The sequence below is a fragment of the Rhodoblastus sphagnicola genome (assembly GCF_002937075.1).
GTDB classification, from domain to species: Bacteria; Pseudomonadota; Alphaproteobacteria; order Rhizobiales; family Beijerinckiaceae; genus Rhodoblastus; species Rhodoblastus sphagnicola.
This window is the reverse complement of record NZ_NHSJ01000027.1, coordinates 23,727-37,256: the sequence shown is the minus strand read 5'-3', so window position 1 is coordinate 37,256 and position 13,530 is coordinate 23,727. Positions and strand designations below refer to the sequence as shown.

Annotated in this window: 6 protein-coding genes and 3 pseudogenes; 4 read left to right on the top strand and 5 right to left on the bottom strand. The window is 62.7% G+C overall.

All coding sequences use genetic code 11. The features are described from left to right. The first annotated feature begins 520 nt into the window (after nucleotides 1-520). Nucleotides 521-967: pseudogene (locus CCR94_RS25850) on the top strand (BLUF domain-containing protein). A gap of 1,113 nt (nucleotides 968-2,080) precedes the next feature. Here the strand turns inward: CCR94_RS25850 and ppsA are convergent. The 3 genes from ppsA to CCR94_RS02775 form a co-directional block, all read right to left on the bottom strand. Further along, complete coding sequence (gene ppsA, locus CCR94_RS02785) at nucleotides 2,081-4,552, bottom strand: phosphoenolpyruvate synthase (protein ID WP_104506363.1); 2,472 nt, start codon at nucleotides 4,550-4,552, stop codon at nucleotides 2,081-2,083. Nucleotides 4,553-4,614: 62 nt separating this feature from the next. Beyond that, nucleotides 4,615-5,931: an erythromycin esterase family protein gene (locus CCR94_RS02780; RefSeq protein WP_104506354.1), complete on the bottom strand. Its 1,317-nt coding sequence runs from the start codon at nucleotides 5,929-5,931 to the stop codon at nucleotides 4,615-4,617. Between the two features lie 170 nt (nucleotides 5,932-6,101). After that, entirely contained in the window at nucleotides 6,102-7,166 is a 1,065-nt protein-coding gene (locus CCR94_RS02775; RefSeq protein ID WP_244593912.1) for a 2-hydroxyacid dehydrogenase, read from the bottom strand. A gap of 377 nt (nucleotides 7,167-7,543) precedes the next feature. Here CCR94_RS02775 and CCR94_RS02770 point away from each other — a divergent pair, with 377 nt between their 5' ends. After that, on the top strand, nucleotides 7,544-8,191 hold the full coding sequence (locus CCR94_RS02770; protein WP_104506352.1) for a BON domain-containing protein: 648 nt from the start codon (nucleotides 7,544-7,546) through the stop codon (nucleotides 8,189-8,191). A gap of 200 nt (nucleotides 8,192-8,391) precedes the next feature. Here the strand turns inward: CCR94_RS02770 and lon are convergent. Further along, a pseudogene (gene lon, locus CCR94_RS02765) lies at nucleotides 8,392-10,780 on the bottom strand (endopeptidase La). A 9-nt stretch (nucleotides 10,781-10,789) separates the two neighbouring features. Further along, on the bottom strand, nucleotides 10,790-11,203 hold the full coding sequence (locus CCR94_RS02760) for an Hsp20/alpha crystallin family protein (protein WP_104506351.1): 414 nt from the start codon (nucleotides 11,201-11,203) through the stop codon (nucleotides 10,790-10,792). 403 nt (nucleotides 11,204-11,606) lie between these two features. Between CCR94_RS02760 and CCR94_RS02755 the strand changes: the two genes are divergently transcribed. Both CCR94_RS02755 and CCR94_RS25845 read left to right on the top strand, forming a co-directional pair. Beyond that, nucleotides 11,607-13,238, top strand: a complete 1,632-nt coding sequence (locus CCR94_RS02755; RefSeq protein WP_104506350.1) for an oleate hydratase — start codon at nucleotides 11,607-11,609, stop codon at nucleotides 13,236-13,238. Between the two features lie 98 nt (nucleotides 13,239-13,336). After that, nucleotides 13,337-13,529 (top strand): annotated as a pseudogene (locus CCR94_RS25845) (HdeD family acid-resistance protein); the annotation flags it as partial. Nucleotide 13,530: the final 1 nt, after the last annotated feature.

Below are 13,530 nucleotides of genomic sequence, written 5' to 3'. Positions count from 1 at the left end.
GTTCCCGCCCGCCCGACCCATCGATGTCCCATGGCCGTAGAAATCCGTAGGCGGGACGTGGTGGGTGACAATGCCCTTGCCTGCGCATGCGCAGCGCTCCCCTCCTGTTGCAACCGCGCAGAGGCAACGTCACTCGTGCAGCCTGATGATACCTCGGAGGTCGCGACCTGCGGGAGCGGCTACCAGGGCGTATGCAATTAATTGCACGACTTGACGGCACCGGGTTCGAGTTCGGCGTCTCGACGCCGCGCGTCACTGATTCAATCCCGCTCCGCTATCGAGAGACGCACCACCGCGCGCCCTTAGCGCCTCCCACGGCCAGCCCGCCCAAGCAGGATGTCCTTGAGCCGGCCGGACGTGACCAGCCGCGTTCGCCCCTTTCGCGACGCCATCGAGCCCATCATTGAAAATATAATTTTCAATCGGAAAAGGAACCGTAAACCAGAGGCTGCAACCATAAGTAGTTATACGCCGCACAACCGCGCACAGCGTTCGAAATGTCATACCAAGGCTTCATCTCATGACCAGAGCCCTTCATCGACTCATCTATTTCAGCCGCCGTTGCGTCGCGGTATCCCCAGGGAGCAACGATGCCCTGCTGGACATTCTGGCTGTATCGCGGCGCAATAATGGGCGATTAGGGCTCACGGGCGCTTTGATGTTCAATTCGGGCTGCTTTATCCAGATTATTTAGGGCCTACGCGATCCCGTCGAGCAAATCTACGATCGTGTGAAGCGCGATGAGCGTCACACCAATGTCTCGCTGGTCACCTTTGAGCCCGCGGCCGAACGGGCTTTTGGCCATTGGTCGATGGCCTATATTGGAACGAAATCGGAGTTAAATGCCCGGTATGGCGCCATTGCGGAAGAAAGCGGTTTTGACCCTTCACTGATGAACGGCCAAGCCGTGTTTGAGTATCTCCGAATGCTTGCGCATAAAGAAGAGGCGCAGGCCGCCCAACATTGACATGGCACCCGCCGAACTGGTCTCTTGTCGGGCGTTTCTTTCTTTTGGCGATGTTGGCGCCCTGCGTTCATACGACTTCCGGTTCTTCGGGGAAGTCGTATTCCGCCATGACCGCACTCAAGCAGCTTTCAGCCTGCCGGATATGGTCACACGCGCGCACGATTGATGCTGTGTCGCCGATCGTGGTAATTTCGGCTAGGGCGTAATGCAGATTGACCGTTGCGAAGTCGGCGAGTTAGATCGTCGCGTTTGCCACTTAATTCTTTCCCCCAATCTCGAGCGCGTATGCGCTAGAGTAGATTGCGGCCTTTACGTAGACCAGCATAAAAACGCGGTTTCGCGACAAGAACATTGCGATAAATCAAACACTTTCCAGGTTGAGGAGGTTGTCCTTCGTCTCAATGAGCGCGGTGGGGAGGCTGGGCTTCCCCACAACTGGGTTTCAATCGTGCAATTAATTGCAAATTATGAGATCGGCATGCCACGCGCGAGGTTTCACGGTCTCAACTCGGCCCCGCCAGCGGGCCAACTCCGCCGCGCGCCCGCAACGCCACCTACAACCAAGCATGCTTACGTTTCGGCAACACCTAAGGATGTTGCCAATGAAACCTATCATTTTCTATTCCGTCCGCGCTCTTTCCATAACTACTCCCGCGCTTGCGCAGTCTGGCACCTTATATAACCTTCCACCGTACGGCGACGCGCCCTATCTCCAACAAAGTTACGATCGGCAGATGCCCGCGACCGTGGGATCGCCGCGCGAGTTCGCGCCCTCGTCCTTGTCATGGAGCGGATCTATGTTGGCGGCAACGTCGGGATGTTCGGCGGCGACTTCCGCTATCCTGCTGTCGTCGCCTCCAGCAGCGGCGCGACTATCGGAGCCGGCGCTGCGCGGCGCAATTCAAGCGGCGTACTTGGTGGCGTGTGAAACGGCGCGGGGTCTGGACGCCGACCGGCGTCGTAAGACGTTGATCTATTTTGGACCGGAGGGGCCATGCTTCCGCGCCGCTTCACAACCGACTTTTCGCCGCCGTTGGCGTCCGAACGACGGCGGCGTGGAGACCTGACGCGACAGAACGGGAAATTCCGGGCTCGATTGCTGGCTGGACGCGCTCAATGGTCCGGCTGTCTCGTCCGGCCAAGCTTGCGCTCCAGTTCGAGCACCCGGTTCGTCGTCCGCAGGACCGAATCCGGGCTGAGGCTGATGGAATCGATGCCGATGCGGACAAGGAATTCCGCGATCTCCGGATAGTCCGACGGCGCCTGACCGCAAATTCCGCAATGGCGCCCGTTGCGCTTGGCGCCTTCGACCGCGAGGCGGATCATCGTCTTGACGCCTTCGTCCCGTTCATCGAAATCGAAGGCGACGATCACGGAATCGCGGTCGACGCCGAGTGTCAGTTGCGTCAGGTCGTTGGAGCCGATCGAAAACCCGTCGAAATGTTTCGAGAACTGATCGATCAGCACGACATTATTGGGGATTTCGCACATGACGTAGATTTCGAGCCCGTCCTTGCCGCGTTCCAGGCCAAGCTCACGCATCAGCAAGATCACGCGCTCGGCCTCCTCGACCCGCCGGCAGAACGGGATCATCAACTTGACATTGACGAAGCCCATTTCCTCGCGCACGCGCTTCATCGCCGCGCATTCGAGCGCGAAACCGTCGCGATAGGCCGGATGGGCGTAGCGGGACGCGCCGCGAAACCCGATCATGGGATTGGCCTCCACGGTCTCGAAGACGCGGCCGCCGAGCAGCGACGCATATTCGTTGGTCTTGAAATCCGACATGCGGACGATGACGGGTTTGGGATGGAAGGCGGCGGCGATCGTCGCCACGCCCTCCGAAAGGCGCTGCACGAAGAACGCGGCGGGGGTCGGGCAATTGGCCGTCAGCCGCGCGATCTCGTCGCGTTCTTTCGGATCGACGATCTTTTCGGGATGCGCCAGGGCCATCGGGTGAATCCTGATGGAGTTCGCGATGATGAACTCCATCCGGGCGAGGCCGACGCCGTCATTCGGCAGAGCGGAAACGCCGAAGGCGACATCGGGATTGCCGACGTTCATCATGATTTGCGTCGCCGGACGCTTGAGGTTCGACAGGTCGGTCTTCTCCACCTCGAAGTCCATGGCGCCTTCATAGACCCGCCCGACATCGCCCTCGGCGCAGCAGACGGAGATCAGCTCGCCGGTCTTGATGACGCGTGTCGCGACATCGGTCCCGACAATGGCGGAAATGCCAAGCTCGCGCGCCACGATCGCCGCATGGCACGTCCGGCCGCCACGATTGGTCACTATGCCGGCCGCCGACTTCATCACCGTTCCCCAATCGGGCGAGGTGGCGTCGGCCACCAGGATTTCTCCGGGAATGAAGCTCGACAGTTCGCTCACATGCTCGATGACTCGGGCGACGCCGGAGGCGATCCTGGCTCCAACGGCGCGCCCTTCGACCTTGACCGGACCGTGCTTCTTGATCCTGAATTCCTCGATGACCGTGTGGTCGCGACGAGAGGCCACGGTTTCCGGGCGCGCCTGGACGATATAGAGGCGGCCGTCGAGGCCATCCTTCGCCCATTCGATGTCCATGGGGCGCGGCTTGCCGGCCTTTGCGCTGTAATGATCCTCGATGATTATGGCCTGGCCCGCCAGCGCGAGGACTTCCGCATCTGAAATGCAGTAGCTTTCCCTGTGCTTGCGATCGGTCGGCATGTTGCGTGTCGTCGTCCGCCCGCCCTGCGAAAACACCATCCTGATCTGCTTCGACCCGAGCGTCCGCTTCAGCACGGCCTTCTTGCCCTCACGGTAGGTCGGCTTGAAAACATAGAATTCATCGGGATCGACGGCGCCCTGCACGACGTTTTCTCCGAGACCGTAAGCGCCGGTGATAAAGACCACGTCCTTGAAACCCGTCTCGGTGTCGATGGTGAAGATGACGCCGGAGGATGCGAGATCCGATCGGACCATCTTCATGATTCCGACGGAAATGAAGACCTTGAAATGGTCGAAGCCATTGTCGATGCGGTAGCGGATCGCGCGGTCGGTGAAGAGGCTGGCGAAGCAATGGCGCACCGCATCGAGGACGTAAGCCTCGCCGCCCACATTGAGGTAGCTGTCATGCTGCCCGGCGAAGCTGGCGTCGGGAAGGTCTTCGGCCGTCGCCGAGGATCGGACCGCGACCGTGAGCTGCGGGCCATATTCCCTGGTCAATTTCGCCAGCGCCTCGGAAATCTCGGCTTGCAGATCGGTGGGCAGGCCGGCGCCATAGACGATCTCGCGCGCGCGGGCCGCGCGCCGCGCGAGATCCGCGACGTCGGACGGATTCAAACCGTCGAGCGATTTGCGCAGCGCCTGCCACGCCCCGGCCTGATCCAGCGTGTAACGATAGGCGTCGGCGGTAATTGCGAATCCGTGGGGCACGGCTATGCCCTTCGGCGTGAGATCGGTGAACATTTCACCGAGCGAGGCGTTCTTTCCGCCAACCAGGGGCACGTCTTTTATGCCGATCTCCGAAAAGAAGCGGATGAAACGCCCCGATTTCGCGCGGATCTTGCCGCTGTCCGCCGCTGATTCCACCAAGCACGTGTCCATGATGCGCCTCATCCGTTTGGTTTGAGCATCTTGTCTTTAGACTCGTTCGCCGGCCGCGACGGTCACAGGCCGAACGGATAAACGTCCGGCGCGCCTTCGGCGGGCGCGCCCGCCAGCGGAGTGACCGCCGAGGTTTCCTCGAACCAGACCATGGCGTCGAATTGCCGCGACAGATGCGCTTCGAAATAATGGCTCTGGCGCTCGCTTTCCGGCCGGTAGATCACGCCGATCGCGCGCTCCAGCCGGCGCTGCGACAAATCCGAAGCCAGCGCGGGGTCCGCGCGCCAATTGGTCAGGGAACGCGCATGGCCGGCGTCGCGAAAGACGCGCTCCCAACTGTCGGGCCGAGAGGGAAGCACGGTCTTGACCCTCGGCGGCGCGCCCCATTCGTCGGCGGCCATGACGCAGCCCCGATCGGTCGAGAAGCCGATCAGCGCCGCCTGATCGCCAAATCTGGCGCGGCAGAGCTGACCGATGTTGAACTCGCCGCTTTCGCCCATCGCCGTGGCGCTGGCGTCGCCGATATGCGAATTATGCGCCCACACGATGGCCTTCGCATCCGGCCCGCGCTGCTCAAGCACGCGCGCCAGCGTCTCGAACATATGGCTGTCGCGCAGGTTCCAGCTTTCCCTGGCGCCGCGATACATCGCCCGGTAATAGCCCTCCGCCGCGCGGATCACCCGGGCATTCTGTTCGGCGTCAAAGAATTTTTCGCCGCCCTCCTTGGCGGTGTAAGCCATGCGCTGTTCAAGCAGCGCGACCAATTGCGCGACCACCGCGTCTTCGCAATTGCGTCCCGTCGCCTGCGCCTGCGCGCCATAGGCTTGCGGCGCGTCCAGAAAGGGCGTCAGGAACGAATAGCGCCGCCGCGCCGCCACAGCTTCTTGCGGATCGACCCGATCAAGATAGGTCAGGACCTCGTCGCGCGAGCGATGCAGGCTGTAAACGTCGAGACCGCGCAGTTCCAGCCGGTCATGCGGCGAACGCGCTTCGTTCCACCGCCGCATCGTTTTCAGAAAATGGGCGAATTCCATGTTGCGCCACATCCAGCGCGGAAAGTGGGTGAAGGCGCTGCGCTCGCCCCAGACGCCGTGCTGGCGAATGAAACGGTCGAGTTCGGCGGCGTCGGGCCAATCGGCTTCGAGGGCGAGGATGCGAAAGCCATGACGCTCAACCAGACGTTGGGTGATCGCCGCGCGCGCCGTGTAAAACTCCGCCGCGCCATGAGACGCCTCGCCCAGCAGGACGATTTTCGCGTCCGCGAAAACATCGAAATGCGCGGCAAAGGCCTCGGGCCTATGCAGGTCAGGCAGAGGTCGGGCTTTGTCGCCCAGCCGCCTGGACAGTTCGATGATGGGAGAAGTTGTCAGCGACGACATGACTTCGGACCTCGCTTCACTTATTCTTGGGACCGCCCTCCGCGCGAGACGGCTGAAGATGACGCGCAGTCGGACAAAAAGCCGACAGATTCGGACTCGCCGGGGTGATGGACATCGCGGGGGCCGCGAGCGAGGCCGGCGCGAGTGATCACAGGGTGGCAAATCATGAATCAGAAGACATTCGCGAACTCTGGCTTTGGACGGGCTTTGACCTCGGACTTCAAGACCTCCCCCTTCTCAAAGGAAGTCAGACTGGAGAGGGTTGTGTCGGCGATATCTTTCAGCGCTTCCTCGGTCAGGAACGCCATATGCGGCGTGACGACGACATTACTGAACGTCAGAAGGCGGGCGAGGACATCATCCGCGAGGATTCTGTTCGATAGATCATGGTCGAAGGACTTGCCCTCAAGCTCGTAAACATCGATCCCCGCTGCCCGGAGCTTGCCGGATTTCAAAGCTTCGATCATCGCGGCGGTGTCGATCAATCCGCCGCGGGCCGTGTTGATCAGGATGGCGTTGGCTTTCATCAACGCAAGCCGTTGCGCATTGATCATGTGGTGGGTCTCGGGCGTCAGCGGCGCGTGCAGCGACAGGATATCCGCCTTGCGAATAACCTCGTCCAACGGAGCCCATGTAACCGGGGCGGATTTGGCCGTCATTGGCGCAGGCTTGATATCGAACGCCAGCACCTCGCAGCCAAATCCGCAGGCGATCCGCGCGACAGCCATTCCGATGCGGCCCATGCCCACGATCCCGAAGGTCTTTCCGAACAGTTCGGTTCCCAAGAGACCGTCGATCCTAAAGTTTTCGTCGCGCGTGCGCCGCTGGCTCTCTGGAATGTGGCGCGACAGCGACAGGGCGAGCGCAAAGACATATTCGGCCACCGAATAGGGCGAGTAGTTGGGAACGCGGACAACCCGCAAGCCGATCCGCTCAGCCGCCGCCAGATCGACATTGTCAAAGCCCTTGATCCGCAGCGCGACAAGTCGGGCGCCGAAAATGCCGAGCCGTTTCAGAACGACCTCATCCAACTGATCCTCGACGGCCACAATGACGGCGTCAAAGCCCCGCGCCAGTCCCGCGGTGGTCGAGTCGAGGCGCGGGCGCACGAATGTGATGTCATGTCCGATGTCCTTGTTCGCGCGCGTGAAGGACGCTTCATCGAAATCATGCGTGCTGAACATGATCGATCTCATTGTGGACAACACTCTGTTTGCATGCGGCATCGGGGTCATCGCGTATTCGGTGAAAGGTGTTTTGACTTTAAGGCTGGAGCATTCGCCAGCGGCAGCGTCGGAAACTACTCATCCCCTGCGACGGATTGCCCCGCCACGGAATCTGAAGCCCCGAAGCGGCCGCCGCCCTTCAAGCCCCGCACCCCGGACGGCTGCATCCGAGGCTGACTGGCGCATGTGGGATTGAGGCACGAAATCCCCGAGGTCGCGGGGGCGACGCCTCTGCTTCCGATCCGGGCGAAACAACAACCGCCGCGGATTAGGTTTGCTGATGTGAGTAAATTCCGATCCTCGCGCCGCGCCGCCCGGGCTTCTATCCAAGCGGGGTCATGAAGTGATGTCACGTCATCGCTCTGATCGCACTTTGGGAGAAGGTCATGTCCGACGATAAAAAGCTGAAACAGGCCGTGCTCGACGAATTGGCCTGGGAGCCGAGCGTCAACTCTGCTCACATCGGGGTGACGGCGAAGGACGGCATCGTGACCCTGATGGGCCATGTCACGACCTTCGCCGAGAAATCGGCGGCCGAGAAGGCTGCTCGGCGAGTCAATGAGGTCAAGGCGGTTGCGGAGGAAATCGAAGTGCGACTGCCCTTCGACGTCAAGCATGGCGACGAGGAAATTGCCGCCGCCGCCATCAACCGCTTCAAGTGGAGCACGACCATTCCCGCCAATGCCGTGAAGGTGAAGGTGGAAAAAGGTTGGGTCACTTTGACCGGCGTCGTCGAATGGCATTACCAGCAGGAAGCGGCGCTCAACGACGTGCGCGCGCTTTGGGGCGTCAAGGGCGTCACCAATGACATTGGTATCACGCGGAAGCCCGATGCGACGGATATCAAGGACAAGATCCTCCTGGCCCTGGACCGCTCCTGGTTCGATCCCGCCGCCATCGCCGTATCGGCCCATGATGGCAAGGTGAAGCTGACCGGGAATGTCCATTCCTGGTCCGAGCGTGACGAGGCCGGCTCCGCCGCCTGGGCCGCGCCGGGCACGACTCGTGTCGAGAACGACCTTTTGGTCGCCTGAACAAATTACGCCCGGCAAGCTGTCGCGACAGCATGCCGGGCGTAGTCATGCGTAAACGGATTGCGCGGCCACGGATCGGAAACGCAGAGTTGGTAAACAACGCGCCACCGACGATTGCGGCAGCGACGAATTGAGGCCAGACGATATCCAGGCCGGCGCCGCGACAAAGGATCGATTGATCCTGATCGCCTACGCCAACGTCATGTCGCCGCCGACAGCGCGGCGGCGATGGCGTCGTCGACGCGCTCCAGCCAGATGAACTCCAGTCTGTCACGGGCCTCAATGGGGATGTCGTCGTAGTCGCGGCGGTTGCGCGCCGGCAGCATGACCCTGCCCAGTCCCGCCGCAGCGGCGGCGACAACCTTTTCCTTGATGCCGCCCACCGGCAAGACAAGACCGCGCAAGCTGATCTCCCCGGTCATGGCGGTGTCGCCGCGAACCGTGCGGTCGGTGAGCAGCGACACCAGCGCCGTGAACATGGCGACGCCCGCGCTCGGCCCATCCTTCGGCGTCGCGCCGGCGGGCACATGAATGTGGATGTCGTTCTTCTCGAACCGCGCCCCGTCGATTCCGAGCGAGGCGGCGCGGTTCTTGACGATGCTGAGCGCCGCCTGGGCGCTTTCGCGCATGACGTCGCCAAGCTGTCCGGTGAGGATGAGGCGTCCCGCGCCGGGTGTCAGCGTCGCCTCGATAAACAGGATGTCGCCGCCGACGGGAGTCCAGGCCAGCCCGGTCGCGACGCCGGGCACGCTGGTGCGCATCGCCACCTCGCTCTCGTAGCGCGGCTGTCCCAGGATTTTCGTGAGCTTGTCGCAGGTGATGTGGACAGTCTCGACGCCGCCCTCGGCGACCAGCACCGCCGCGTAGCGCAACACCCTGCCGATCTCGCGCTCGAGATTGCGCACGCCGGCCTCGCGCGTGTAGTCGCGGATGATCGCGCGCAGCGCGTCTTCATCGAACGTGACCTGAGCTTCGTTCACGCCATTGGCCTCGCGTTGCCGGCGCAGGAGATAGCGCAGAGCGATCTGAAGCTTCTCGCTTTCGGTGTAGCTGGCGAGGCCGATGATCTCCATGCGGTCGAGCAGGGGGCCGGGAATGGAGTCGAGCATGTTCGCCGTGGCGATGAAGGCGATCCGGCTCAGGTCGAAGGGCACGCCGAGATAATTGTCGCGGAATGTCGCGTTCTGCTCGGGGTCCAGCACCTCCAGCATGGCGGCCGAAGGGTCGCCCTGGACGCCCCGGCCCATCTTGTCGATTTCATCCAGCATCATGACGCAATTGCGCGCCTTCGCCTTGCGGATCGCCTGAACGATGTTTCCCGGCATCGCGCCGACATAGGTGCGGCGATGGCCGCGAATCTCGGCTTCGTCATGGAGGCCGCCGAGACTGACGCGGACGAAGGCGCGGCCCATGGCGCGCGCGATCGACTGGCCGAGCGAGGTCTTGCCGACGCCGGGCGGCCCGACAAAGCACAGGATCGGCGCCTTGCCTTTCGGCGCGAGCTTGCGGACGGCCAGATATTCGACGATGCGGCGTTTGATCTTCTCCAGCCCGAAATGATCCTCGTCGAGAATGCGGCGCGCCTCCTTGAGGTCGATCGCCGGCTCCTCGGGCGGCGCCCAGGGCATTTCGATCAGCCAATCGAGATAGGTGCGCGCCATGCCCGCTTCGGCCGCCGCCTCCGGCATGCGCTCGTAGCGGCGCAATTCCTTGCGCGCGATTTCCTCGACCTCCGCCGGCATCGCCGCCTTGCCGATCGCCTCGCTCAGTTCGGCGATCTCCGGCGCCTTGCCGTCGCCCTCGCCAAGCTCGCGCTGGATCGCCGCCATCTGCTCGCGCAGGATCGCCCGCCGCTGGCGCTCGTCGAGCGACGCCTTGGTTTGCCGGCCGATTTCATGGCTGATGCGCAGCACTTCCAGTCGCTGCGCCAGATAGCGCGCGACCTTGTTCATCCGGCTCACGATGTCGATGGTCTCGAGAATTTCCTGCCGCTCCGCCGCGCCGATATCGAGATAGGCGACGACGAGATCGGCGAGCGCGCCCGCCGACGCGGCTTCGATGGCCAGGATCAATTTCCCTCGGCGCGTTCGGCAGCAGCTCGATGGCCTCCACGGCCAGTCCCCTGAGGTGGAGCGTCCGCGCCTCGATCTCGGGGCCGCCGCTTTCAGGCTCCTCGATCCGCAGCACACGGGCGGCGAGAAACGGCCGGTCCTGGATGAAATCGACCACGCTGAAGCGCTGCTCGCCTTGCAGCACGACGTGGTGGCTGCCGTCGGGTAGGGTGATGTAGCGCAGAATGTTCGCCACCGTGCCGGTGCGATAGAGGTCATCGGCGGTAGGCTCGGCGAGGTCGGGATCGCGCTGCATCAGGACGCCGATCTGGCTTTCCTGGCGCAGAGCCTTCTGCGCCGCTTCGATGGAATGCGACCGCTGGATGACGATGGGAATGACCGTTCCCGGAAACAGGACGATGTTGCGGACCGGGACGATGATCAGCGCATCGGACGGCAGCGGCGCGGTCGAAAGCGTCGCTGGGACCGCGATCGCTTTTTCGTCGGCGGCCGGGAGTACGGCGGGGTCATCGGACATTTTCGTCTTTCAGCCGTCTCGGAACATCTTTTGCAGGCTCACAATCAGGCAGCCGTTGGCGGCGCTGCGTCGCACGCTCGAATAGCGGCCCGGCGGCAGCGGCACGCGTCGTTCGAAGCGGCCCTGAGGGAGTTCGAGCCGATGGATGACGGCGGTTTGAAGTTCGGGCGGCAGGACGCGCCGGCCGACGACGACGAGCGCGCCGTCCTCGATGGTGGTCTCCGCCCGGTCGGCGTCCACGCCGGGCAACGCCACCAGGATCAACACTTCAGTCTCGAGTTCGAGCACGTCGGCGGGCGGCTCCCAAACCTGTTGCCGCGACGCCTGCCGGGGCTGGAAAAATCTTCCGTGCAGCCGCTCCGCGCGGGCGATCAATGCGACGGATTCCGACCACATCCAGTCCTGGGGATCGTCACGTTTCAACGGCGGACCTCATTGGGCTGACCTCATTGCTCTTGCTTTGACCGGCGCCGCGATCGGAGCGCCCGCGGCCATCCCCGAGGCGCCTCGCTCGCCTTCAATGGCGAGGGTGAAGTTTTAAGAGCGGGCGCACGCGGCCGGCAGGCTCGGAAACTACCTATGCCGCGACGTTGGGAGAGCGGCGCGCGCGCCAATGCCGACGCGTCGCCCTGAGTAATTTCCGAGTCTGACGCCGCCTGTTCGCCGTGAGCTATTGGTCAAACCGTCGGGTCCGCACTTGGACGTCCGCACATGGCCGTCCAAACTTGGCCGTCCGCGCGGTCGTGGAATTTTGCGCGGCGCCGGAGATCCGATGACGCGGCAATTTACGCGCGGCGCCTGCCCTCTTTGGCCGGAGTGAGACGATATGACCGACAGCAGCGCGAACTCCGATCGCCGGCTTCCCGCGCGGACCGGCCCTGACGAAGCCAAGGTCTATCTGGTGGGCGGTGGCATCGCCTCCATGGCCGCCGCCGCCTTCATGATCCGCGACGGCGACGTGCTCGGCCGCAACATCACGATCCTTGAGGAGACCGAGAAGCTCGGCGGCAGCCTCGATGGCGCGGGTTCGGCCCTGGACGGCTACGTGCTGCGCGGCGGACGCATGATCGAGCGCAAATATCTTTGCACCTACGACCTGTTCTCGTCGATCCCGACGCTCGACGACAGCAAGACCGTCACCCAGGAGATCTTCGACTGGAACGAGACGATGAAGACCTCGTCGAAATCGCGGCTCGTTCGCGACGGGCATCGCGAGGTCGCGCCGAAATTCGGCTTGAGCGAGGCGCATATTCTGACGATCGAACGGCTGGCGATCGAGCCGGAAGCCATGCTTGGCCGCGCCAGCATCGCGGACCAATTCGACGCCGCGTTTTTCGAGACCAATTTCTGGTTCATGTGGTGCACGACCTTCGCCTTTCAGCCCTGGCACAGCGCGGTCGAATTCAAGCGCTATCTCGCGCGCTTCGCCCATATGGTCGCGGGCTTCAACCGTCTCGAAGGCATCATGCGGACGGTCAGCAACCAATACGATTCCATGGTCAGGCCGCTGCACAAATGGCTTTCGGCGCGGGGTGTGATTTTCGCGCTGAACACGCGGGTCACCAACCTCGGATTGCGCGAGCAAGCCGGCGAGACGCGGGTCACGCGCATCGAATTTGCGCGCGACGGACAACCTGGCGAAATCGCGGTCGGCGCCAACGACTTCGTGCTGGTGACGCTGGGCTCGATGACGGAGGCGTCGAGCCTTGGCGCGATGGATCGCGCGCCCGCGTTGAACGGGAAAGCGGACGGCGGCGCCTGGACGCTTTGGGAAAAGCTCGCGGCGGGCAGGACCGACTTCGGTCATCCCTCCGTCTTTTCAAACCATATCGACGAGTCGAAATGGGTCTCGTTCACCACGACGCTGCACGATCCGGAATTCCTTCGGATCGTTCGCGATCTCACCGGCAATGCCCCCGGCGAAGGCGGCCTCGTGACATTCCCGGATTCGAACTGGCTCGCCTCGATCGTCATTCCCCATCAGCCGCATTTCATCGGCCAGCCTGAAGACGTCAGCGTGTTCTGGGGCTATGGACTCCATGTTTCCGCCCCGGGCAATTTTGTGCAAAAGGGCATGTCCTCCTGCACGGGACGCGAGATCATGACCGAGATTCTCGGCCACCTCCACGCCGGCGCCAGCGCGCCCAAAATTCTTGCGGCGTCGACCTGCATCCCCTGCATGATGCCGTTCATCACCAGCCAGTTCCTCCGCCGCGAAGAGGGGGATCGCCCGCTTGTCGTGCCGAAGGGCTCGAAAAACCTCGCCTTCATCGGGCAATTCTGCGAGCAGCCCGACGATGTCGTGTTCACCGTTGAATATTCCATCCGTTCGGCGCAGGCGGCGACCTACGCGCTGCTCGGGCTGAGGCGCGAGCCCCCGGCTGTCTACAAGGGCAAGTTCGATCCGCGTGTTGTCTATAAGGCGTTCATCGCCCTGCACGATCTGGCGGAAGCCTGACGGTTCGAGAGCGGCGCGAAAAGTTCAATCCTCGCGCAAACGCTTCAGGGCGCTGGTCGCGCGCGCAAATGTTTATCGAAACCGAAGAAAGATAGACCATGTCCATACAGCAGCCGACACTGTCCTCAGAACTGCCGGAGGCTCTCACCCAGTCGATGCGGGAGCATTGGAAACTGTTTCTGGCCGAAGGGATCATCTTGTGCGTCCTCGGGCTCGGCGCCATCGTCCTGCCCCTGATCGCCGGTCTGGCCACGACGGTTCTCCTGGGCTGGCTGTTTCTGATCGCGGGACN